General features: G+C 60.7%; 21 protein-coding genes. 13 read left to right on the top strand and 8 right to left on the bottom strand.

Translation table 11 applies throughout. From position 1 onward, the window contains the following. Nucleotides 1-11 precede the first annotated feature (11 nt). The 4 genes from J1D76_RS04185 (at nucleotide 12) to J1D76_RS04170 (ending at nucleotide 3,767) form a co-directional block, all read left to right on the top strand. Entirely contained in the window at nucleotides 12-284 is a 273-nt protein-coding gene (locus J1D76_RS04185; protein ID WP_002552737.1) for an HU family DNA-binding protein, read from the top strand. A gap of 232 nt (nucleotides 285-516) precedes the next feature. Next, nucleotides 517-2,388: a SurA N-terminal domain-containing protein gene (locus J1D76_RS04180; RefSeq protein WP_421137176.1), complete on the top strand. Its 1,872-nt coding sequence runs from the start codon at nucleotides 517-519 to the stop codon at nucleotides 2,386-2,388. Nucleotides 2,389-2,590: 202 nt separating this feature from the next. Further along, nucleotides 2,591-3,436, top strand: coding sequence for a DUF2242 domain-containing protein (locus J1D76_RS04175; protein WP_421137175.1), 846 nt, complete (start codon nucleotides 2,591-2,593; stop codon nucleotides 3,434-3,436). 187 nt (nucleotides 3,437-3,623) lie between these two features. Continuing rightward, nucleotides 3,624-3,767, top strand: coding sequence for a hypothetical protein (locus J1D76_RS04170; RefSeq protein WP_421137174.1), 144 nt, complete (start codon nucleotides 3,624-3,626; stop codon nucleotides 3,765-3,767). Nucleotides 3,768-3,770: 3 nt separating this feature from the next. Here J1D76_RS04170 and J1D76_RS04165 read toward each other — a convergent pair whose 3' ends face one another. Then, nucleotides 3,771-4,811, bottom strand: coding sequence for an AraC family transcriptional regulator (locus J1D76_RS04165; protein ID WP_421137173.1), 1,041 nt, complete (start codon nucleotides 4,809-4,811; stop codon nucleotides 3,771-3,773). 2 nt (nucleotides 4,812-4,813) lie between these two features. Then, on the bottom strand, nucleotides 4,814-5,944 hold the full coding sequence (locus J1D76_RS04160) for a nitrilase-related carbon-nitrogen hydrolase (RefSeq protein ID WP_421137172.1): 1,131 nt from the start codon (nucleotides 5,942-5,944) through the stop codon (nucleotides 4,814-4,816). A gap of 232 nt (nucleotides 5,945-6,176) precedes the next feature. Between J1D76_RS04160 and J1D76_RS04155 the strand changes: the two genes are divergently transcribed. Both J1D76_RS04155 and J1D76_RS04150 read left to right on the top strand, forming a co-directional pair. Continuing rightward, nucleotides 6,177-6,527 (top strand): hypothetical protein, encoded by a 351-nt coding sequence (locus tag J1D76_RS04155; RefSeq protein WP_421137171.1) that lies wholly within the window; start codon nucleotides 6,177-6,179, stop codon nucleotides 6,525-6,527. 25 nt (nucleotides 6,528-6,552) lie between these two features. After that, nucleotides 6,553-6,975 carry an SgcJ/EcaC family oxidoreductase gene (locus J1D76_RS04150; RefSeq protein WP_421137170.1) on the top strand — a complete coding sequence of 141 codons (423 nt, stop codon included), beginning with the start codon at nucleotides 6,553-6,555 and terminating at the stop codon, nucleotides 6,973-6,975. Nucleotides 6,976-7,057: 82 nt separating this feature from the next. On the opposite strand, the gene J1D76_RS04145 is transcribed toward J1D76_RS04150, so the two are convergent. Continuing rightward, nucleotides 7,058-8,911 (bottom strand): ABC transporter ATP-binding protein, encoded by a 1,854-nt coding sequence (locus J1D76_RS04145; RefSeq protein WP_421137169.1) that lies wholly within the window; start codon nucleotides 8,909-8,911, stop codon nucleotides 7,058-7,060. Nucleotides 8,912-9,217: 306 nt separating this feature from the next. On the opposite strand from J1D76_RS04145, the gene J1D76_RS04140 reads away from it, so the two are divergent. Together J1D76_RS04140 and J1D76_RS04135 are read left to right on the top strand one after the other, a co-directional pair. After that, the gene (locus J1D76_RS04140; protein WP_421137168.1) at nucleotides 9,218-11,257 is read left to right on the top strand and encodes an FAD-dependent oxidoreductase; all 2,040 of its coding nucleotides are present in this window, start codon (nucleotides 9,218-9,220) and stop codon (nucleotides 11,255-11,257) included. A gap of 183 nt (nucleotides 11,258-11,440) precedes the next feature. Continuing rightward, a complete protein-coding gene (locus tag J1D76_RS04135) occupies nucleotides 11,441-12,376 on the top strand; it encodes a 1-aminocyclopropane-1-carboxylate deaminase/D-cysteine desulfhydrase (protein WP_421137167.1) in 936 nt (311 codons plus the stop codon). 46 nt (nucleotides 12,377-12,422) lie between these two features. On the opposite strand, the gene J1D76_RS04130 is transcribed toward J1D76_RS04135, so the two are convergent. Beyond that, entirely contained in the window at nucleotides 12,423-12,971 is a 549-nt protein-coding gene (locus J1D76_RS04130; protein ID WP_421137166.1) for a cytochrome b, read from the bottom strand. Between the two features lie 324 nt (nucleotides 12,972-13,295). Here J1D76_RS04130 and J1D76_RS04125 point away from each other — a divergent pair, with 324 nt between their 5' ends. Next, nucleotides 13,296-13,694, top strand: coding sequence for a hypothetical protein (locus J1D76_RS04125; protein ID WP_421137165.1), 399 nt, complete (start codon nucleotides 13,296-13,298; stop codon nucleotides 13,692-13,694). A 68-nt stretch (nucleotides 13,695-13,762) separates the two neighbouring features. Here J1D76_RS04125 and phnX read toward each other — a convergent pair whose 3' ends face one another. Further along, the gene (gene phnX / locus J1D76_RS04120) at nucleotides 13,763-14,590 is read right to left on the bottom strand and encodes a phosphonoacetaldehyde hydrolase (RefSeq protein ID WP_421137164.1); all 828 of its coding nucleotides are present in this window, start codon (nucleotides 14,588-14,590) and stop codon (nucleotides 13,763-13,765) included. Nucleotides 14,591-14,742: 152 nt separating this feature from the next. Next, the gene (locus tag J1D76_RS04115; RefSeq protein ID WP_421137163.1) at nucleotides 14,743-15,852 is read right to left on the bottom strand and encodes a 2-aminoethylphosphonate--pyruvate transaminase; all 1,110 of its coding nucleotides are present in this window, start codon (nucleotides 15,850-15,852) and stop codon (nucleotides 14,743-14,745) included. 109 nt (nucleotides 15,853-15,961) lie between these two features. On the opposite strand from J1D76_RS04115, the gene J1D76_RS04110 reads away from it, so the two are divergent. Then, nucleotides 15,962-16,825 carry a LysR substrate-binding domain-containing protein gene (locus tag J1D76_RS04110; RefSeq protein ID WP_421137162.1) on the top strand — a complete coding sequence of 288 codons (864 nt, stop codon included), beginning with the start codon at nucleotides 15,962-15,964 and terminating at the stop codon, nucleotides 16,823-16,825. A 119-nt stretch (nucleotides 16,826-16,944) separates the two neighbouring features. Here the strand turns inward: J1D76_RS04110 and J1D76_RS04105 are convergent, their stop codons facing one another. Beyond that, entirely contained in the window at nucleotides 16,945-17,817 is an 873-nt protein-coding gene (locus J1D76_RS04105) for a LysR family transcriptional regulator (RefSeq protein WP_421137161.1), read from the bottom strand. A gap of 269 nt (nucleotides 17,818-18,086) precedes the next feature. Here J1D76_RS04105 and J1D76_RS04100 point away from each other — a divergent pair, with 269 nt between their 5' ends. Both J1D76_RS04100 and J1D76_RS04095 read left to right on the top strand, forming a co-directional pair. Then, on the top strand, nucleotides 18,087-19,412 hold the full coding sequence (locus J1D76_RS04100) for an MFS transporter (RefSeq protein WP_421137160.1): 1,326 nt from the start codon (nucleotides 18,087-18,089) through the stop codon (nucleotides 19,410-19,412). A gap of 69 nt (nucleotides 19,413-19,481) precedes the next feature. Next, nucleotides 19,482-20,873, top strand: coding sequence for an FAD-dependent oxidoreductase (locus J1D76_RS04095; protein WP_421137159.1), 1,392 nt, complete (start codon nucleotides 19,482-19,484; stop codon nucleotides 20,871-20,873). Nucleotides 20,874-20,892: 19 nt separating this feature from the next. On the opposite strand, the gene J1D76_RS04090 is transcribed toward J1D76_RS04095, so the two are convergent. Then, nucleotides 20,893-22,287 carry a type VI secretion system Vgr family protein gene (locus J1D76_RS04090; RefSeq protein WP_421137158.1) on the bottom strand — a complete coding sequence of 465 codons (1,395 nt, stop codon included), beginning with the start codon at nucleotides 22,285-22,287 and terminating at the stop codon, nucleotides 20,893-20,895. 224 nt (nucleotides 22,288-22,511) lie between these two features. Here J1D76_RS04090 and J1D76_RS04085 point away from each other — a divergent pair, with 224 nt between their 5' ends. Further along, nucleotides 22,512-23,216 carry a YebC/PmpR family DNA-binding transcriptional regulator gene (locus J1D76_RS04085; RefSeq protein ID WP_421137157.1) on the top strand — a complete coding sequence of 235 codons (705 nt, stop codon included), beginning with the start codon at nucleotides 22,512-22,514 and terminating at the stop codon, nucleotides 23,214-23,216. Nucleotides 23,217-23,248 lie beyond the last annotated feature (32 nt).

Raw genomic sequence — 23,248 nt, 5'->3', positions numbered from 1 at the left:
GGGGACTTAGAGTGAACAAGTCGGAACTGATTGATGCTATCGCTGCATCCGCTGATATCCCGAAAGCTGCTGCTGGCCGTGCGCTGGACGCTGTAATCGAATCCGTCACTGGCGCTCTCAAGGCTGGCGACTCTGTTGTTCTGGTGGGTTTCGGTACTTTCTCCGTAACTGATCGTCCAGCTCGCATTGGTCGTAACCCACAGACCGGTAAGACGCTGGAAATCGCAGCAGCCAAAAAACCAGGTTTCAAAGCCGGTAAAGCACTGAAAGAAGCTGTCAACTAAGTTCGATTCAGGTTTTTACCCATCCGGGTCGGGGTCATTCCTGACTTGGCAGCGGAGCGGCAGTCCTGACGCAGGTCGCCGGTTCAAGACAACGAGGGGCGCGATTTCGAGCCCTCGATCCGCTCCGCCAGTTACGAGAAGGCGCATCCTCGGATGCGCCTTTCTTCTATCCGGATTCTACCCACGCTCCACGGTTGCCTAATTTTGAAGTTCAACCGTTTCTGGGGGACGCATGCTGCAGAATATCAGGGACAATTCACAAGGCTGGATTGCCAAGACTATTATCGGGGTCATCGTTGTTCTGATGGCCTTGACCGGTTTCGATGCCATTTTCAAGGCCACGTCGCACACTAACGATGCGGCCAAGGTCAACGGTGATGAAATTAGCCAGAACGAGCTGAGCCAGGCGGTCGATATGCAACGCCGCCAGCTCATGCAACAGCTGGGCAAGGATTTCGATGCTTCCTTGCTGGACGAAAAAATGTTGCGCGAATCGGCGCTCAAGGGCCTGATCGATCGCAAGCTGCTGCTGCAAGGCGCAGAAAAATCCAAGTTCGCCTTTTCCGAAGCCGCACTTGACCAGGTCATCCTGCAAACGCCTGAGTTCCAGGTCGATGGCAAGTTCAGCTCCGATCGCTTCGACCAGGTGATCCGCCAACTGGGCTACAGCCGCATGCAGTTCCGCCAGATGCTGGCCCAGGAAATGCTGATCGGCCAATTGCGTGCCGGCCTCGCTGGTAGCGGTTTCGTCACCGATGCACAGGTGGCAGCGTTTGCCCGTCTGGAGAAACAGACCCGCGACTTCGCTTTCCTGAACATCAAGGCTGACCCGTCGGCTGTGAAGCTGACCGACGAAGAGGTCAAGGCCTACTACGACGAACACGCCAAGGAATTCATGACACCGGATCAGGTGGTCATCGATTACCTCGAGCTGAAGAAGTCTTCCTTCTTCGACCAGGTCAGCGTCAAGGACGAAGACCTGCAGGCTGCCTATCAGAAAGAAATCGCCAACCTGTCCGAGCAACGTCGGGCGGCGCACATTCTGATTGAAGTGAGCGACAAGACCACCGAGGCGCAAGCCAAGGCGAAGATCGAAGAGATCCAGAGCCGTCTGGCCAAAGGCGAGAAGTTCGAGGCACTGGCCAAGGAATTTTCCCAGGATCCGGGTTCAGCGAACAACGGTGGTGACCTGGGTTACGCGGGTCCTGGCGTCTACGACCCAGCCTTCGAAAAAGCCCTCTATGCGTTGGCCAAGGACCAGGTCTCCGGTCCGGTTCGTACCGACTTCGGTTATCACCTGATCAAGCTGTTGGGTGTGGAAGCGCCTGAAGTGCCAACCTTCGCCAGCCTGAAGGACAAGCTGACCCGCAGTCTGAAAACCCAGCAGGTCGAGCAGCGCTTCGTTGAGGCGAGCAAGCAACTGGAAGATGCCTCCTTCGAAGCGTCCGATCTGGCCCAGCCGGCGCAGGACCTGAAACTGACCGTTCACACCTCCAAGCCATTCGGCCGTGAAGGCGGTGAAGGGGTAGCGGCCAACCGTGCAGTGGTCACTGCGGCGTTCAGCCCGGAAGTCCTGGATGAGGGTGCGAACAGCACCGCCATCGAGCTCGATCCGGAAACCGTGGTCGTACTGCGTGCCAAGGAACACTTGAAGCCGTCGCAATTGCCGCTGGAAAGCGTGGCTGCCAACATCCGCGGGCAATTGGCCAAGGAACACGCCAGTGCAGATGCCAAGACCAAGGCCGAGGCACTGATCGTCAGCCTGCGCGATGGCAAGACGCCGTTGGATAAAGCGGTCGACGGCCAAGCCTGGAAGGTCACTGAAGCGGCGACTCGCGCTCAGGAAGGAGTTGACCCGGCTGTGCTGCAAGCGTTGTTCCGCATGACCAAGCCAGCTGCGAAAGACAAGCCGACCTTCACCAGCGTAACGCTGGCAGACGGCAGCCTGGTGATCGTGCGCCTCAATGGCGTGAACGAAGCAGCGGCACCGACCGAAGAAGAGAAAGCCCGGTATCGTCGCTACCTCGCTTCGCGCATCGGCCAACAGGACTTTGCGGCCTACCGCAAGCAGCTGGAAAGCGAGGCAGACATCAAGCGTTACTGATGCCTGACCCGCTTTAGCGCTACACCGAAGACCCCGGCCGAAACGCCGGGGTCTTTTTGTTTGGCCGTACGTCCATTGTTGCGGGACTTTTCCCGCAAACCGGGGTCAATCAGCCTGTAACTGTTTTAAGACACAATCGATGCGACGCTAAGCATCGTTCTGTTGCACAATACGACCCGAACTGTTTTCCTCAGGATGTTCAATGTTTAAATCATTTCCCATGCGGGTTGTTGGGCTGGCAGCAGTGCTGGCTGCCGCAGCCGGTTGTTCGTCGAACAAAGGCGCCATCTATGAGCATGAGAAGTTCGACGATTCCGGCACCTTTTCCCGCAGCTATCCGGTTACCGATGCACAGACCTGCGAAGCCGCTCGCCGGGCCTTGCTCAGTCAGGGTTACATCATTACCAGCAGCGATCCCAAGCTGATCAGTGGCCACAAGAGCTTCCAGCAGACCGGTGAAAACCACATGGAGATCAGCTTCAGCGTGGTCTGTACCGATGACGGCAGCGAAGGGCACCACGCAACCGTATTCGCCAACGCCCTTCAGGACCGCTACGCGCTGAAGAAGACCAACAACTCCGCCAGCCTCGGCGTCGGTGTACTGGGATCGGTATCGATGCCGATCGGCTCTTCGGACGATTCGATGGTCAAGGTGGCCAGCGAAACCGTCACGTCGGCCAAGTTCTACGATCGTTTTTTTGCGTTGATCGAAATGTTCCTGCCACCGGAAGCGAAGAAAGCAGCGCACATCACCGAAAAGCCGAAAACCGACCTGGGCGTGCCTGAGGCCAAGGCCACGCCAGCCGCGCTGACGCCAGCTCCGACCACCGCACCGGCCCCTGAGCCAACCCCGGCGGTGCTGACGCCTGCTCCGGTGGAGCCAGCGGCCTCTGAACCGGTCACGCCGCCGCCAGAGACCGCGCCGATCACGCCGGTGCAGAACACCGAGCCTGCACCGTCGGTTGAAGCCATCACGCCACCGGCGAACCCGACCGACTTGCCGCCGCCCAGCGAGCCGATTCCGGCGATGCCTGCCTCCGGCCAGTAATGCAATGCACAACGGGATCGCCCGAGCGATCCCGTTGTCGGCGCAAAGATTGATCCGCATCAGACAAGGCCGCAGTCCTGCGGTTTGTCGCAAAAAACCGATGATAGATTCCTGACTGCCTGCTACGTTTTATTCTGTAGCGACAAGTTGTCGTGCCCGCGTCATTTTTCTTTCACCCGGGCACTTTATGCTCGGGGTGCGAGTCAATTTATTCAGTCGCTTTCAGGCGGTGGGGGATTCAACGATGGACGATTATCAGGAAGAGTTGCTCGAGTACCAGGCATTCGAACTGGACCCGCTGGAGCCAGCAGAAGACGCGACCGAGTTGTAAACGTCAGGCGGACTGGCGATGGCTGCGGCGATATTCGCCGGGGGTTTGCCCGTTCCAGCGTTTGAATGCGCGTTGAAACGCTTCGGCTGAGGCAAAGCCCAACAGGTAGGCGATTTCTCCGAACGCCAGTTCGGTGTCGCGTATGTACGTCATGGCGAGGTCGCGACGGGTATCGTTGAGAATGGCGCGAAACTGCGTGCCTTCCTCGGTGAGTTTGCGGCGCAAGGTCCAGGTGGGCAGCTTCAGGCGTGCCGCCACTTCTTCCAGGTCGGGTTCCCGACCGCCACTCAATAATGGCCCCAGCAGCGCGATAATCCGCTCACGCAGGCTGCGGGTGCGTGTCAGTTGCTCCAGTTCCCGTTCGCACAATTGCACCAAATGCCGCCAGGTGCTCGGGCAATGCTCGCGATTGCGCTGCGCCAGACTGCCCAGGCTTAATCGCAATTGATTGTGTTCGCTGCCAAACACAATCGGACCGTCACCCAGCACATCGTACGCGGCGCGGTAGTCGGGTTGATCGAACTCGATGTCGATGCGTTCTGCCCGCAGCGGGGCAGGGCTGATGCTGGACAGTTGATGCAACCAGCCCGCGATGATCGAATCCACCACGAACCGGTTGTAGGCGTTGTACGGGCTGATGGAGTAAAACCGCAGCCAGGCGCCCTGGGCATCTTCGTGAAAGCTTGATTGCCCGCGATAGTTCGAACCGTACAGCGCTTCGAAGCGAATCAGGCAACGTGCCGCCTCGCGCACGGTCGGCGCCTGGGCTGCCGTGACGCCGGCGAGGCCAGCCTGGCCCAAGCGGCTGAGTTGGCCCATGCGCAAACCCAGCGCCGGGTTGTCGGTCAGTTGGATGGCGGCGTGACCCAGGCGCATGTAGCGCGGGATCGACAGCCGCGCACCCGCTTCACTCAGGCGTGCAGCGTCGAGACCGTATTGTTCGAGCAGCGGCAACGGGTCTTCGCCGTGGCTGCGCACGGCATCGGCCAGGCTGTGAACGAAGCCCACGGACAAATCGCCCAGACGCATCGGTTGCGGTTTCATGTTTACAACCACAGGTTCAACAGGCGCGCACCGTGGGCGTTGCCATCGGCGAACTGGTGCCCATTGCTGTTGAGAAAACTTTGGCCGGCGCTGCCCTGATCCCAGAATTGCCCGCGCAGGAACACACTGATCCCGGCGACGGCCTGACTGCCCGGCGGCTGGCTGGTGAGGGTCAGACGCTGCCAGGCCGAGCCTTCGCTGACCTCGCCGGACTTGAGGGTCACCGAAGGTGGGGGCGACGAGCCGCGGTAGCCCCGCCACGGTTGATCCCAGGCGCCACGGCCCGCGACAAACGCTGGCACCGCGACCAGTTGCACGGCCTGGTCGTCGAGCTTGCGGTAGTTTTCCGGGTACCAGCTGTCGCGACCGATCAGCACACCCAGTCGACCGGCAGGCGTGTCGACGACATTGAGCGATTGCTCGCCATTGCCCTTGATCGCTTCCTGCTCGCCGAACACGGGGTGGATCTGGCGCTGGGGCTGGCCGATGGGCAGGCCTTCGCTGTTGAACACCACGCTGCTGTTGTACAGCGCTCCGCGGCCGATTTTCAGGGTGCCGTCGATGATGCTCGGCTCGGGCAGGACGATGGAGCCGGCCACCAGTGTCACGTGGAATTCTTTGGCCAAGCCGCCAAACAGTGCCTGATAGTCCTTGGCCATCGCCTTGGCTTTCATGCGCAGGTGAGCGTCGTCGAGACGGTTACCGCCATCGGCGCTGATCAGGGCGCGCACGAACTTCAGCGGGTTGCTCACCGCCAGCCAGTTCATCGCTTCCTTGAGGCTGCTGGCCTGGTACAGCTCGTCTTTTTCGCCACTGACCATCAGCCAGGTGCCGACATGTTCGGGCAGCACGACCACGGTTTTACCGTTCAGCAAACCCTGGTCCTGGGCCTTCTGCAAGTAAGCGGCGAGTTTGCGGTGCAAGCGCTCGGGGCTTTGGTAATCGGTGGGGAACAGTTCGGGCTGGATGCCCAGCAGGTTGCCGCGATCGGCAGGTGTGCCCTGGTCGACGGCGAGGTTGATCCGCAGGTCCGACAGGTAATGCCCCGCCGGACGGTCCGCGGCCCACAGGGCGTAGATGCTCAGGACGGCGAGCAGCGCCAGGGAGAATGTCAGGTACAGAAGTTTGCGCATGGGAAAACAGTTGGCAGCCGTGTACGAAAATGGAAGTCTTGCATCCGGATAGGGGTCGAGACTACGGCAAAACAAGGGGTTGGCGAAAGGACTTGGCCTGTTTCGTCGCCGTTTGTGTTTGCGGTTCTGGTCTACACTGGCCACGTAGTACCCACCCCAGCGTCAGCAATGGGCCCCATTGAAGCGCCTTCTCTGGGGATCTGGACTCAGCCGGTTTTCATGAGGGAATACGATGAAATTAGCCATATGGACATTGGCATTGGTGTCGTTGGCCGGATGCACGACGCCAACCATGAACGAGATGCGCCAGGAAGAACCTCGCCAGGTCTTGCATTCAAAAAAAGCCGATAAGGTGGTTGCCGAATGCGTTCAACACCAGTGGCAGGACATGCCGGTGTTTGAGGGTCACTCCGGGGCGACTCTGGAGCGGGGCCTCAAGGGCGGCTACACCGTCGCCACCGTGAACTCGGCGTACTTTGCCGATATCCAGGCAGAGGGTGGCGCAACGGTGATCAAATATTACGCGGCGACCTATCGCTGGATCTCCAGGAAACACCTGTCGGCGATGGAAGGTTGCCTGTGAATTCGAAAAGCCATACGCACACCCGATGAGCAAGATGAACAAACCCGAAGAAGCCCCCGCGGCGTTTCAATCAGCCTGGAACGCTCACGACATGGCTGCCCTGGGCAGTCTGTTCGATCAGGACGCAACGTTCGTCAATCGTTTCGGACACTACGTCCGGGGCGTTGACGAGATCGTGGCGCTCCATGCACCCATTCACGAAACTATCTATCGTGATTCTTCCTTGCAGAACGAGTTGATCGACGTCACCCATCTTGCCGATGGCGTGGCGGTCGTACATTTCTGGAGTCGCCTGGCGGCCGGTAGCGCCCATCCGGCCGGACCACACGAAGTGGATACGCTGATTCTCACCGTGCTGACCCGGCAGAACGAGGTGTGGCGCATTCGAGCCCTGGAGAATGTCACCCTCACCAACCCGCGCACAGGTCAGGCGACCTTGCGCGATTAGCCATGCGGAGCAGGGCTGGTTGGAGCGACGCTGACCTTAAAACCGTTCGCAGGATTGTCGTTCCAGCAACGGTCGCCCATGGCTACTCCATCGCCTCAGCCAGTCCTTGATCCTCGCCCAGAAACCCGCCGCTCTGATGCTGCCACAGTCGTGCGTAGGTGCCGTTCTTGCGCAGCAGTTCGGCATGGGTACCTTGTTCGATGATGCGTCCGTCGTCCATCACAATCAGCCGATCCATGGCGGCGATGGTCGACAGCCGATGGGCGATGGCGATGACAGTCTTGCCTTGCATCATTTCATCGAGGCTTTCCTGGATCGCGACTTCGACTTCCGAATCCAGGGCGCTGGTGGCCTCGTCGAGCAACAGGATCGGGGCGTTCTTGAGCATCACTCGAGCGATGGCAATGCGTTGGCGCTGGCCACCGGAAAGCTTGATGCCGCGCTCACCCACCAGGGTGTCATAGCCGCTATGGCCTTGGCGGTCGCTCAGTTGATTGATGAAACCGTCGGCCTGGGCATTCGCCGCCGCACGGCGGACCTGCGCGTCGGTCGCGTCCGGGCGGCCATAGGCGATGTTGTCGCGAATGGAACGGTGCAGCAGCGAGGTGTCCTGAGTGACCATGCCGATGGCGCTGCGCAGGCTGTCTTGCGTCACCTGGGCGATGTTTTGACCGTCGATGCGAATCTCGCCACTGTCCACGTCGTAGAACCGCAGCAGCAGGTTGATCAGGGTGGATTTACCTGCGCCGGAACGGCCCACCAGGCCGATTTTTTCGCCGGGGCGGATGCTCAGGCTCAGGCCATCGAGCACCTGGCGTTCGCCGTTGTAGTTAAAACCGACGTTGTCGAAGGTCACGGCGCCGCCAGCGGGCACCAGCACGCCGGCGTTCGGTGCATCCTGGACCTTGGGGCCACGTGTCAAGGTCGCCATGCCATCCTGCACGGTGCCGATGTTTTCGAACAGTGAGGTCATTTGCCACATGATCCAGTGCGACATGCCATTGATACGCAGCGCCATGGCGGTAATCGCCGCTACCGCCCCGGTGCCGACTTCGCCCTGATGCCACAGCCACAGGGCATAGCCGCCGGCCCCCATGATCAGCATGACCACCAGCGCCTGGTTGACGATCTCGAACTGGCTGACCAGGCGCATCTGGCGAAAGCCGGTCAGCTTGAAGTCCTCCATCGCCGCGCGTGCGAAGTGCGCCTCGCGCTTGGAGTGGGAGAACAGCTTCACCGTGGTGATGTTGGTGTAGGCGTCCGAAATGCGCCCTGTCATCGATGACCGCGCGTGGGCCTGTTCCTGCCCGACTTGCCCCAAGCGCGGCACAAAGTACAGCATGGCCAGGCCGAACAAGGCGATCCAGGCAATGAAAGGCAGCATCAATTTAAGGGCGAAGCCGCCGGCCAGGGCGATGATCGCGATGAAATAAACGCCGATCCCGGGGACGATTTCGATGACGGTGAACAGGACCTCGCGCACGGCGAGTGCGGTCTGCATCACTTTGGTCGTGACCCGGCCGGAGAACTCATCGGAAAAGAATGAAAGGCTTTGCCGCAGCATCAGGCGATGGAAATCCCAGCGCAGCCGCAGCGGCAAATTGATCGCCAATACCTGGTGCTGGACCAGGGTGCGCAGGGCGACCAGCCCGATGCTGGTGACCAGTACGATGCCGATCCCCCACAGCACTCGACTTTCCTGCGCCTGCGCAGCGCCGCCCGCCTGCCAGGTGGAGAGCAGGTCCACGACCTGCCCAAGAAAGGAAAACAGCCAGGCTTCGTAAATCGACACACTGGCACTGAGCAGCGCAAACGCAAGGATATAACCGCGGGCGCCTCGGGTGCAGGCCCACAGGAACCGCGCCAGACCGACGGGTGGCGGCGGTGCTTCATCGGGTGGGAAAGGGTCGAGTCTTCGTTCAAACACACGAAGCATGGTGGCCTCCAAAAAGTTCCAGTTAAGGCAATTCTGCCAGTTAACGATTGCTTTGCGGCTTTTGCCGTTCGGGGGGGCGGCACGATGGAACAACGACCGACTCGGTGTTTGAGCGCCCGCATGGACACAAGGCTGATTCCAATCCCGCCCCGTCATCGCCTGGCGGGTGTTACTGCACATTTCGATCATTAAGTTGTCAGTTACGGTCATTGAGTGCCGGCGGCGTGACTCTTAGTCTGTCGAACATGACTGACGGGTGCCGAAGAGCTCCCGCACTTTCCGTGATCGTTCGACGTGGAGTTTCCGATGACCGCCGCTCAATACCCGAACCTGTTGGCTCCGCTGGACCTGGGTTTTACCACGCTGCGCAACCGCACCCTGATGGGCTCGATGCACACCGGTCTTGAAGAAAAGCCCGGTGGTTTCGAACGCATGGCCGCGTACTTTGCCGAGCGTGCCCGGGGCGGCGTGGGCCTGATGGTCACCGGCGGTATCGGTCCGAACGATGAAGGGGGCGTGTATTCCGGTGCCGCCAAGCTGACCACCGAAGAAGAAGCACTCAAGCACCGCATCGTGACCCGTGCCGTACACGACGCGGGCGGCAAGATCTGCATGCAGATCCTCCACGCCGGGCGTTATGCCTACAGCCCGAAACAGGTCGCGCCGAGTGCGATCCAGGCGCCGATCAATCCGTTCAAGCCCAAGGAGCTGGACGAGGAAGGCATCGAGAAGCAGATCAGCGATTTCGTCACCTGCTCGGTGCTAGCGCAAACTGCCGAGTACGACGGTGTGGAGATCATGGGTTCGGAAGGTTACTTCATTAACCAGTTCCTCGCGGCCCACACCAACCACCGTACCGACCGTTGGGGCGGCAGCTACGAAAACCGTATGCGCCTGCCAGTGGAAATCGTGCGTCGCGTGCGTGAAGCGGTAGGCCCGAACTTCATCATCATCTTCCGCCTGTCGATGCTCGACCTCGTCGAAGGCGGCAGCACCTGGGATGAGATCGTGCAACTGGCCAAGGCCATCGAGCAAGCCGGTGCGACGATCATCAACACCGGGATCGGCTGGCACGAAGCGCGGATCCCGACCATCGCCACCAAGGTACCGCGCGCGGCGTTCAGCAAGGTCACGGCCAAGCTGCGGGGTTCGGTCGGCATTCCGCTGATCACCACCAACCGTATCAACACCCCGGAAGTTGCCGAGCAGATTCTGGCCGAGGGCGATGCCGATATGGTATCCATGGCGCGTCCATTCCTCGCCGACCCGGATTTTGTCAACAAGGCCGCGCAAGGTCGCGCCGATGAAATCAACACCTGCATCGGGTGCAACCAAGCGTGCCTGGATCACACCTTCGGCGGCAAGCTGACCAGTTGCCTGGTCAACCCGCGTGCCTGCCACGAAACCGAACTCAACTACCTGCCGGTGCAGCAACTGAAGAAAATCGCCGTGGTCGGTGCCGGCCCGGCCGGTCTGGCCGCCGCGACCGTGGCTGCAGAGCGTGGCCATCAGGTGACGCTTTTCGATTCGGCCAGCGAGATCGGCGGTCAGTTCAACATCGCCAAGCGCGTTCCGGGCAAGGAAGAGTTCTTTGAGACCATTCGCTACTTCAACCGCAAGCTGCAGACCACCAACGTCGAGGTCTGCCTGAACACCCGCGTCGACGTGGCGCAACTGGTTGAAGGCGGTTACGACGAAATTATCCTGGCCACCGGCATTGCCCCGCGTCTGCCGGCGATTCCGGGCGTGGAAAACGCCAAGGTGCTGAGCTACCTGGACGTGATCCTGGAGCGCAAGCCGGTTGGCAAGCGTGTAGCGGTGATCGGCGCCGGTGGTATCGGTTTCGATGTTTCCGAATTCCTGGTCCATGAAGGCGTTGCCACCAGCCAGGATCGTGCTGCGTTCTGGAAAGAGTGGGGCATTGATGTGCACCTCGAAGCCCGTGGCGGTGTCGCCGGGATCAAGGCCGCGCCCCATGCACCGGCTCGCGAGGTGTTCCTGCTGCAACGCAAGAAGTCCAAGGTCGGCGACGGCCTGGGCAAGACCACTGGCTGGATTCACCGCACCGGCCTGAAGAACAAGCAAGTGCAGATGCTCAACAGCGTCGAGTACCTGAAGATCGACGACGAAGGCCTGCACATCCGTATTGGCGAGACGGGCGAACCGCAGGTGCTGCCGGTCGATAACATTGTGATCTGCGCCGGGCAGGACCCGCTGCGCGAATTGCACGAAGGCCTGGTGGCGGCGGGGCAGAATGTGCACCTGATCGGCGGTGCCGATGTCGCAGCCGAACTGGATGCCAAGCGGGCGATCAACCAGGGATCGCGCCTCGCGGCGGAGCTGTAACACCTTTTATTCAGGTTGTTCACAAATCCCGTGGCGAGGGGGGCTTGCCCCCGTTCGGCTGCGAAGCAGTCGTATAACGTGTGGCGGCAGGGTATCAGGGCCGCTTCGCGCCCCAACGGGGGCAAGCCCCCTCGCCACAGGTCAGCTGTTAAGATGCCGGCTCTTCACTCAGGGCCGGTATCGATGCTTCTCCCTCCAGACACCTGGCTACCCCAGGCTCCCCTCGAACCCCTTCATCTCGACTGGCTCTCCCAGGCCGGTATCGAAGTCGCCATCCTGCGTCTGGACCAAATTGACCCGCTGATCAGCGGCAACAAATGGTTCAAGCTGATCGAACACCTCAAGATCGCTGAACAGTCTGGCGCCAAAGGCATCATCAGCCTGGGCGGTGCCCATTCCAATCACCTTCATGCACTGGCAGCGGCGGGCAAGCGCTTTGGTTTTTCCACGGTCGGCCTGCTGCGCGGGCATCCTCAGGAGACGCCGACGGTGAAGGATTTGCAGGCCTTCGGCATGCAACTGCACTGGCTGGGTTACGGCGGCTATCGGGCGCGACATGAAGCGGGTTTCTGGTTGCCATGGAAAGAACAGTATCCCGATTTGCATCCAGTGCCCGAAGGCGGTGGCGGGCTAGCGGGAGCACGTGGTTGCATGCCGCTCAAGGATGAGGTCCGCAGCCAATTGAAGGGCTTTGGCTGGAGCGATTACCACGGCTGGTGGCTGGCCTGCGGCACAGGCACGACACTGGCCGGGCTGGTGTTGGCCGAGGCAGGCGAGCATCGGGTGTATGGGGCTCTGGCGGTGCCCGATGATCATGGCGTGGCGCAGTGGGTCGAGCAGGTTGTCGGGCAAACGGCTGAAGCGACCTATGAGCTGATGAATGCCAGCCATGGCGGGTTTGCCAAAGTTGACCCGCCGTTGCTCGCGTTCATCGAACAGACCGAACAGGCCAGCGGTATTCCCCTTGAACCGGTGTACACCGGCAAGGCGCTACTGGCGCTCAAGCAACAGGTCGAGGCAGGCAAGTTTGCCGCGGGCACGCGACTGGTCTTTGTGCACACCGGTGGTTTGCAGGGCCGGCGTGGATTCACTCCACAAAACCTGAAGCACACGGCATAACCCTGTAGGAGCGAGCAGGCTCGCTCCTACAGGGGGCTGGTTGATGTCAGGTGCGCTTGGGCATCATCCGCAGCAAGGTGTTATCGCCCACCACATAGTGGTGATACAGCCCGGCCACGGCATGCAGGCCGATCAGCCAATAACCGATCGTGCCGCCCAGCACATGCCAGCCTTGCAGGCGTTTGGCCAAGTCCTGGTTTTGCGCGATTGGCATTGGCAAATCGAAACCATAGAACATCACCTGGTTGCCCTTGGCGCTGGTGATCAGCCACCCGAGTATCGGCATGGCGATCATGAACAGGTACAGCGCCCAGTGCATCAATTTCGCCAGCGTCGTTTGCCAGTGCGGCGAAGCCGGGAAGATTTGCGGAGCCGGGCCAAGGCTGCGGGCGAACAAGCGCAGCCAGACCAATACGAAGACGGTCAGGCCAAGCATGAAGTGGGATTCGACAATCAACGTGCGCCCGCCACTGCCCTTGGGGAAAATCCCGCGTAACTCGATGCAGGCATAAACCAGGGCCAGCAGGACCAGCATCAACCAATGCAACACGATCGATACGGTGCTGTAGCGCGAGGCGGAGTTTTTCCACGGCATACGGTATTCCTCAGAGGTCCGGTCTAAAGCCACCGCTCGTGTTTGACGGTGTGCTTTAACTGTAATCCGGTTTGCCGGGATTTGCTTGGCGCATACCGGCTTTTCTGCCGCAGACCAACGTGAAAAAAACTTCACTGACGTAAAATAACTGCATGCTGTTTGAAAATGGCAGTTCAGATGTAGGGCGATTCTGTTTGTGCTGTATTTTTAGAATCAGGGTTGAGTGAAGAGAGTGATTGAATAATATTCACCTGGCGTGGCCGCTGATTTAAACCGGTTGCCATGTTTCGGGTATTTATTAATTTTGCGATCAAGGGAATGAATATGAACGGCAGCGAAAATGGGGTGCGTGGCGAAGTGAGTGAATACACGTGGGGAAGAGTGTGGGGCGACGGCACCAAAGAGTTTAATAACGGTGCTATTCAATACCCCGATGGTTCGCTTGAATTTGATGGTCTGACGTTTTACCCAGATGGTGTTGTCATCGATGCAACGGGGCAGCAGGTTGGCCTTGCCGCTGACGGGCAGGTAGCACAGCTTGATGTCGAGCCCGTTGGAGAGGTTCAGGACGCTACGCAACCAACCACTGAAGAAGAGACTGAGCTCAATGAGCCAGAGCAAGAACAGGACAGCTTGAATCAAGCGGGGGAAGGTGAAACGTTAATTATTGAAGATGAAAATGACACACAGTATTACGTTCCTGATGGCAGCGACGAACGATAATTGAACTTGCAATAAGTCGAAAGCAATAAAAAGCCGTAGTACTTGTTTTGGTACTACGGCTTTTTTGTTTATTGGTTTTGTGGCATTTCGCCGTTGGCCAGGCGCTTGTTGATGTCGGCGATCACTTCCGGCAGGTCGGTGATGGTGTCGATCATGTAGTGCGGACGCGAACTTTCGAACATCGCGTGGATGCGCTTGCGCTCGCTGTCCAGTTGATCGCTGCCCAAGGCGCGATAACCTTCGTAGTCCAGGCCCAGCGCGTTGCCCGAGCAGATCAGCGCCACGGTCCACATGCCGGCACGGCGACCTTCGAGAATGCCCGGTACGGTGTCATCGATCTTCACGCATGCCGCCACATCGTCGATGCCCAGGGCGATGACGTTGGCCAGCGCCTGGGCTGGCCATGGGCGACCGTTCGGGACTTCGTCGGTGGCAACCACGTGATCGGCGACGTAGCCGTTGGTGGCGGCCAGTTCGACGACCTTGTCCATGACCTGTTTCGGATAACCGGAGCAGGAACCGATCTTGATCCCTTGCTGGCGCAGGTTGGCGATGGTCTCCAGTGCACCTGGAATCAGTGCCGAGTGCTCGGCGATTTTTTCGATCTGCAGCGGCATGAAGCGCTGGTAGATGGCGGTGACGTCATCGTCGGTCGGCGTGCGGCCGAACACCTTGCGATAACGCTCGGCTACCTCGGGCAGATTGCACAGGGTGCGGATGTGGTCCCACTTGCCCATGCCCATCGGGCCCCGGGCTTCTTCGATGGACACCTGGACGTCGAACTCGGCGAAAGCCTCGACGAAAATCTGCGTCGGGGCGAAAGAGCCGAAGTCGACGACGGTGCCGGCCCAGTCGAGGATGGCGGCTTGCAGTTGGGTTGGGTTGGTGTAGTTCATGTCTCAAATCCTGTAATAAATGACTAATTTGGAATTCGGCTCTTTGTGGGAGTGAGCCTGCTCGCGAAAGCGGTCTTTCATCCAGCATGTGTGTCGACTGACCTGGTCTCATCGCGAGCAGGCTCGCTCCTACAGGGGGATTGCAGTGTGGGTTAGATGTCGAGCACTTCCATCTCGCGCAGCACCTCGCCAATCGCAGCCACGGCCTGGCGCATTTCGTCGGGTTGGACATGGCCGATGCAGCCCACGCGGAAGGTTTCGACCTGGGTCAGCTTGCCGGGGTAGAGGATGTAACCCTTGGCCTTGACCCGTTCGTAGAATTCCTTGAACTGGTAGCGCGGATCGTTCGGGGCATGAAAGGTGGCAATGATCGGCGCCTGGATGGCCGCTGGCAGGAAGCTGCGCAGCCCCAGTCTGGCCATCTCTTCCATCAGTGCGTGGCAGTTGGCGGCGTAGCGCTGGTGCCGGGCCGGCAAACCCCCTTCTTCGTTGTATTGCAGCAAGGCTTCATGCAGTGCGGCGACCACGTGGGTCGGTGGGGTGAAGCGCCATTGGCCGGTCTTGGCCATGTAGGCGTGCTGGTCATACAAGTCCATCGCCAGTGAATGCGAATTGCCGGCCGCGTTGGCCAGGGATTCTTTGCGGGTGAAGACAAAACCCATGCCCGGCACACCTTCCAGGCACTTGCCGGAAGCCGCGATCAGTGCGTCGAAAGGCACTTGCTGCGCGTCCACCGGCAACGCGCCGAAGGAACTCATGGCGTCGATGATCAGGCGCTTGCCGTGGTTGGCAACGACCTGGGCGATCTCCGGCAGTGGATTGAGGATGCCGGTGCTGGTTTCGCAGTGGATCAGGGCCACATGGCTGATGTCAGTGTCGGCACGCAGCAGGCGGTCGACGTCGGCCGCGGTGGTTGGCTCGTCTTCGGCGGTTTCGAAGGTGCTGAAGGCGCGTCCCAACACTTCGCAGATCTTCGCCAGGCGCTTGCCGTAGGCACCATTGATCAACACCAGTACCTTGCCGTCCCGTGGCACCAGTGTGCCGATCGCTGCCTCGACCGCGAAGGAGCCGCTGCCTTGCAAGGGCACACAGTGATGGGTGGCGGCGCCATTGATGATCGCCAGCAGCTGCTCGCAGAGGCTGGCGGTCAGTTGATTGAAGCGGTCATCCCATGATCCCCAGTCGACCATCATCGCCTGACGGGTGCGCAGCGACGTGGTCAACGGGCCGGGGGTGAGCAGGATGGGTTCGGCAGTACTCATTCTCGTGTCCTCGCATTCGATGGGATGAACCTACGGGGCTTAAATTGCAATTTGCCGATTTATCAATCAAATTGTTTGTTGTTATGCCAGCCATCAGTGAGGCTTATTCATGAACCTGTTTCAGCTCCGCGCCTTCGACGCCGTGGCCCGGGAGGGCAGTTTTACCAGGGCGGCGGCGCGGTTGTTCATCAGCCAGCCGGCCGTCACCGGGCACATCAAGGCGCTGGAGGAGCACTACCAGATCACCCTCTTGCGGCGCACTGCCCGACGAGTGGAACTGACCGAGGAGGGCACCAAGCTGGCGGCGATCACCCGGGCGATGTTCGGCCTGGCCGAGGAAGCGCAGGTTATGCTCGAAGCCAACCGACAATTACTCACCGGGCGCCTGGAGGTGGCGGCGGACGGGCCGCACATGGTCATGCCGATGCTCGCCAGCCTGCGTGCGCGTTATCCGGGGATCACGGTGAACCTGCGCCTGGGCAACGCCCAGGAAACGTTGGCCGCGTTATTGTCCGAGCACGCCGACGTGGCGGTGTTGACCGAGGTCGAACCGCGCAAGGGCCTGCACCTGCAAGCGCTGAGTGAGTCGCGGATCTGTGCCTTGGTGCCGGACAGTCACCCGTGGGCGCAGAAGACCCAAGGCGTGCAGCTCAAGGAACTGGACCAGGTAATCATGGTGCTGCGCGAACCGAGTTCGATTACCCGGCGTACGTTTGATGAGGCGTGTGCCCAGGCCAATGTCAGCCCGCGCGTATTGCTCGAACTGGACAGCCGCGAAGCGGTGACCGAGGCGGTGGCCGCCGAACTGGGTGTGGGGGTGGTGTCATCGGTGGAGGTCAGTCATGACCCGCGGGTGGCGGCGGTGCCGATCGTTGGTGAAGGGTTGGTGAATCGGCACATGATCGGGTGCATGGAGCGGCGGCGGGATTTGCGCTTGATTCAGGCGTTTTTTGGCTTGGCGCCGATCAGGTAGACCGAGGCGTTTGCTTTCGCGAGCAGGCTCGCTCCTACAGTGTTTTGCGTCGCAAAATATCGGCGACTCATATCAATCCTCTGTAGGAGCGAGCCTGCTCGCGAAGGGGCCGGGCCGGCCTACACCAGACTCTCGCGCACCATCTCCAGAAACGTCGCCACCACCCGCCGCGAACTCTGTTCGCGCAAGCACACCAAGGTTTCCGTCAACCGGCGTTTGCAATCGATAATCGGCAACGCGCACACCCGGGAGTCCGCGCCAAACTCGGCCGCCGAGACCACCCCGACACCAATCCCTACCACCACCGCCTCCCGCGCAGCCTCCCGGCCCTCGACCTGAATCGCCGGGCGAATGCGAAACCCCGCGCCGGCCATTTCCTCCTCCAGCGTCTGGCGCGTCACCGAACCGATTTCGCGCAATACCAGCGGCGTGTCGTCGAGGTCGGCGAGGGTGATGGCGTCGCGGTCGGCCCACGGATGGTGGCGCGACACGAACGCCACCATCGGGTCGTTGCGCAGGGGCAAGGAGATCAGCCGTTCATCGCTGACGTCACGGCCCAGCAACGCCAGGTCAGCCTGATAGTTGAACAGTCGAAACAACGATTCGTCGGTGTTGCCGGTTTCGATCTTCACGCTGATGCCGGGGTAGCGCTCGCAGAACCGCGCGATCTGTGGCAGCACATGCACCGGCGCATCCACCGCCAGGATCAGGCTGCCGGTTTGCAGGGCCTGGGAATCCTGCAACAGTTCCTGGGCTTCGGCCTCGATCACGAACAGCCGTTGAGTCACGCTGAGCAGGCGTTCGCCAAGGTCGGTCAGGCGCACTGAGCGTTTGTTGCGATGAAACAGCAACACGCCGTAGCGTTCTTCGAGTTTGCGCACCTGGTCGGAGATCGCCGGTTGCGTCAGGAACAGTCGTTCGGCGGCTTTGGTAAAGCTGCCATGGACGGCCACGGCATGGAACGCTTTGAGCTGGGCGTGGGAAACCGACACGGGGAATCTCCAGTAACAAGCTGAGCTTATTTTGGAAATACGATAAATCGATTTCACTTATTAATCAGTAATTGTTTTTATCCACCTCAGCCCCGCCGCCTGGTCCGTCGAACAGCGGCGGGTGCCATGAGCCTGGGCGTGCATTTACAGGACTCATCTGACCGATATCCGCCGTAGGGACAGGGCGATATCGCAGTGCTCAACAATAAAAAAACAGGCGTTTTCTTCCAATTCTGCCGGCACACTCACACCCTGAGGTCAGAACCACAATGAACAAGCACATCGGCACCATCAAGCGTTGGCGCGTGCAGATCTTCGCGATTACCTGGCTCGCCTACGCCGCTTTCTACTTCACCCGCAAAGCCTTCTCGGTGGCCAAGCTTGGCATCGCCGAAGACCCGACCTTCATGCTCGACAAGATGGCCATGGCCAACCTCGACGCCATCTACCTGACGGCCTATGCCGTCGGTCAATTCACCTGGGGCATCCTCGCCGACCGCTTCGGCCCAAGGGTCGTGGTATTGGGCGGGTTGCTGATTTCCGCGGGCGCGGCACTGGTGATGGGCAACTTTGCAACGCTACCGATTTTCGCCACTTGCATGCTGATTCAGGGCCTGGCGCAGTCCACCGGTTGGTCGGGGCTGTGCAAGAACCTTGGCAGTTTCTTTCCCGCCGAGCAGCGTGGGCGGGTACTGGGCCTGTGGAGTTCCTGCTATGCCTTTGGCGGGCTCGTGGCCTCGCCGTTTGCCGGCTGGTTTGCCTATACGCAGTTTGGTACCTGGCATGCGGCGTTCGTTTCCAGTGCGGCGGTGGTTGGGCTGGTCGCCGTGCTGTTTTTTATTTTTCAACGCAACAAACCGGAAGACGTGGGCCTGCCTGCGGTGGAGCCCGAACCTGAGCTGACCGCCGAGCAAGCCTATGCGCAAAGCAAAATCAGCGTTTGGGAACCGTTAAAGGAAATCCTGCGTAACCGCACAGTGCTGGTGCTGGGGTTGGCGTACTTCATGCTGAAACCGGCGCGCTACGCCATTCTGCTGTGGGGGCCGGTGATTGTTTTCGAGCAGATGCCTTCGGTGGGCAAGGTCGGCGCGGCGATCATCCCGACTTCGTTTGAGCTGGCAGGTTTGCTCGGGCCAATCATGATCGGCCTGGCTTCGGACAAGTTGTTCGGTGCCCGGCGCATGCCCGCGTGTGTGATCAGCCTGTTGGCGTTGACCGTGTCCCTGGCCCTGTTTATGGGCGCCTTGCACACCGGGAGCGTGGCCTTGGTGGTGGCGCTGTTGTTCTTCATGGGCCTGACCCTTTACGGACCGGACTCGATGATCAGCGGCGCGGCGGCTATCGACTTCGGCAAGGCCAAGGCGGGTGCGACGGCGGCCGGTTTCGTCAACGGTTGCGGTTCGGTGGGCGCAGTGCTCGGTGGCTTGCTGCCGGGTTACTTCGACTCGGTCACCGTGTTTATCGTCTTCGCCGGCTGCGCGATGTTCTCGGCACTGGTGTTGATCCCGCACTGGAACAGCCGCCCCGGTGGCCTGAAAACCAACTACCCCTTCGTGCCCAATCGGGCGATGAGCATCAAACCGCTGCGTACCTGAATCCTGTCCCTCGCGGCCTGCTGCGTCTGCGGCAGGCCGGCGTGTGGGCGACTGACTGGAGATTGACCCATGAGACCCTTTTGGCTGGACCAGGCCTTGAAGGCGGATACATCCGAAACCTGCCCGCCGCTGGTGGGCGACTGCCGCGCTGACGTATGCATTGTCGGTGGCGGCTATACAGGGTTGTGGACGGCGATCATGCTCAAGGAACAGAACCCCGAACTGGACGTGGTGCTGATCGAAGCAGACATCTGCGGCGCCGGCGCCAGTGGACGCAACGGCGGTTGCGCATTGTCGTGGTCGGCCAAGTATTTCACCCTTGAACGGTTGTTCGGCGTTGAAGAAGCGGTACGCCTGGTCAAGGAGTCCGAGCGCAGCATCCACGCCATCGGCGCCTTCTGCGAGCAGTACGCGGTGGACGCCGACTACCGCCTCGACGGCACGCTCTACACCGCCACCAACCGTGCGCAATGCGGCTCGACCGACGCGGTGATTGCCGCGCTGGAGCGCCACGGCATCAACTCGTTCACCCAGCGCCCGGTGGCCGATGTGCAGCGCATGGCCGGCTCGGCGAAGCATCTCGAAGGCTGGTTTTCTCCGGCGGCAGCCAGTGTGCAGCCGGGTAAGCTAGTGCGCGGTCTGCGCCGGGTCGCCTTGCAGTTGGGCGTGAGGATTCACGAAAACACCGCGATGACCGGGCTGGATGAGGGCAAGCAGGCGGGCATTCAAACCGCCAGCGGCACGATCCGCGCCGACCGCGTGGTGCTGGCGATGAACGCCTGGATGGCCCGGGCGTTCCCGCAGTTCGAGCGCAGCGTGGCCATCGTCTCCAGCGACATGCTGATCACCGAACCACGGCCGGATTTGCTCAATGACATCGGCTTGACCAGCGGGGTCACGGTGCTTGATTCGCGGATTTTCGTGCACTACTACCACAACACCCCGGACGGCCGGATCATGCTCGGCAAGGGCGGCAATACCTTCGCCTATGGCGGGCGCATGCTGCCGGTCTTCGATCAGCCTTCGCCCTATGCCGGTTTGTTACGGAACAGCCTGGCGGATTTCTTCCCGGCCTTTGCCGACGTCAAGGTCGAGGCGACCTGGAATGGTCCGTCGGACCGCTCAGTGACCGGGCTACCGTTTTTCGGGCAAATGAGCGCCAGTGGCAACGTGTTCTACGGTTTCGGTTATTCCGGCAGCGGTGTCGGGCCGTGTCATATGGGCGGGCAGATCCTGGCGTCGATGGTGCTGGGCCTGGACAACCCCTGGACCCGCTCGCCGCTGATCAACGGACCGTTGGGGTTCTTCCCGCCGGAACCGATTCGCTACCTCGGTTCGCTGATGGTGCGCAACGCCATCCGCCGCAAGGAGCGCGCCGAGGATCACGGGCATCGGCCGCGGCATCTGGACGTACGCCTGGCGAAGTTCGCTGCCGCGGCCGGCAAGGCGGACAAGGGCTGAACGTCAAGGCGCCAGCCATCTAGCGGTTGAGCAGCCAGTCGAACAGCAAGCGGCTATCGCCACGGGGTTCCCGCGCAGGTCGGGCTTGGAGCGCCGGACCCAGGGTCGTACAGAGCACCGGGCGATCCGGATCACTGTCGAGGAACATCACCCAGACTTCGTTGCCGGCCATGGGCAAGCGCGTGGGGTCGATTCGCTCCTCGGCGGCGGTCAGCGCCAACGGCAGCCACAAGCCGCCAGACGCATCGGCGCTTGCTGGCGTGGCGGGCCAGAGGCTCACCTGAACCCGGCCGTGTTCATCCAGCCTTGCCGGTTGCCCGCCCAGGCCACTGATCCGGCCGGGCTGATAGCCGGGAATGCTCGGCCGCGGTTGCTTGAGTGCGGGCCTGAACACCGACGACCAGGGGATGGCACTGAAATGATTGCGGTAACCCAGGGCCACACCCACTGAGTCGTCGAGCAGAATCGAGGATTGACGTCCCTGATGGCGCACGTCGGTCACCAGCCATTGATCGTTGAAATTGGCCAGCGGATGCTCGGCCACCTGCACGATCCGGCCGCTGTGCAATGCGCCGTGGTTGCTTTGGCCGTGGATCTGCAAGTGGCGGCAGCGCATGCGCTCCAGTTGGCGCCGGCCGAGTTGGTCGCGATGTTGTTGTTCCGGGCTCAGACGCTGCTCCGCCGGGGCGAGCGTGTGATTGGCGGCGCCGTCGTCGATGTCCGGTTCACCTGGGCTGCTGGCACCGGCCCGCTCGAATGAGCGCGGGGCGTCATGGCGCTGGAACAGTTCGCTGATCACCGGTTGAGCATCGACAACGTCGCCGCGCAATGGCATCAGCAGCGGTTCCTGGGGGAAGCTCAGGCTGTCATCGGCCAACACCAGCACATGGCCGTCGCGCTGATGTTCGAAGTGATAGTGGATGCCTTCTTCTTCGCACAAGCGTTGCAGCAAGGCCAGGTCGGTTTCTTCGTACTGAATGCAAAAAGGTCGCGGCGGATAGTGCCCGGTCGTCAGATCGAAGCAATAGCTGCCCGGGGGCAGCGCGTGTTCTTCCAGGAGCTGGCGCAGGATCATCGGCACGCTGCTGTGCTGGAAAATGCGCCGGCGACGTTGTTGCTCCAGCGCCTGGAGATGGGGCACCAACACCAGTTTGTAGGCGACCCTGTGTGCGCTTCGGTGCTCGCAACTGGCGCTGTGCAACCGGCCATGAATGCCTTGCTCGTGGCCCAGATCAAGAAATGCCGGCTGGTGCAGCAAGCGTTCGAGGTTCAGGGCCGGTGCCAGCCCGATGACCTCGATCTCGAATCGATAGGGCTGGTTGAGGGCTTCATGACCGCTGAACCCGAACACCTGGAAACTCAGGTCGTCGTCCAGGAGGGTCAGGGTGACGGGACTTTCCTTGTCGTTGTGCATCGGACACGCTGCGGCCGTGGAGTAGGCTGCAGAGCGTACGAAACCCCGGCGCATAACGGGCACCCTAAAGTGACATTTCAGAATCGCCCTACAACCGCTGGTGAAGATGTCGATGCCAGTGGGATTTTTTGGTCGATTGCCAACTTTAGGCCGTATAAACTTGCGCAAAGCGTCGGCCAGTAGATGTCTCGGCGCCACAGATGCCACAGATAAGAGAGTGAGAAATGGGCGCACAGTGGAAGGTTAAACACAAAGAAGCAGCAGCCAATGCCAAGGGCAAGATCTTCGGCAAACTGGTGAAGGAAATCACCATTGCTGCGCGCAACGGCGCCGATATCACGACCAACGCGCATTTGCGCCTGGTGGTCGAACAGGCCAAGAAAGCGTCGATGCCGAAAGAAACCCTGGACCGCGCCATCAAGAAGGGCGCCGGCCTGTTGGGCGAGACCGTGCAGTACCATCGCGTGACCTATGAAGGGTTCGCACCGCATCAGGTACCACTGATCGTTGAGTGCGTGACCGACAACATCAACCGTACCGTGGCTGAAATCCGCGTGGCGTTCCGCAAGGGCCAACTCGGCGCTTCCGGTTCCGTGGCCTGGGATTTCAACCACGTCGGCATGATCGAAGCGTCGCCGGACACCCCGGACGCCGATCCGGAAATGGCCGCCATCGAAGCCGGTGCACAGGATTTCGAGCCGGGTGAAGAGGGCGCGACCCTGTTCCTGACCGAGCCGACTGATCTCGACGCGGTACAGAAAGCCCTGCCGGAACAAGGTTTCACCGTGCTGTCGGCCAAGCTGGGCTACCAGCCGAAAAACCCGGTCAGCGGCTTGAGCGATGAGCAGATGGCAGAAGTTGTAGCATTCCTCGAAGGCCTGGATAACCATGACGACGTGCAGGACATGTTTGTCGGGTTGGCGGGTTGATCGAACTGGTTTGGATCTGACCTGTGGCGAGG

It is taken from the genome of Pseudomonas sp. NFX15, assembly GCF_049132105.1.
Lineage (GTDB): Bacteria > Pseudomonadota > Gammaproteobacteria > Pseudomonadales > Pseudomonadaceae > Aquipseudomonas.
The sequence above is the reverse complement of the archived record's forward strand: the minus strand, read 5'-3'. Positions and strand labels throughout refer to the sequence as shown.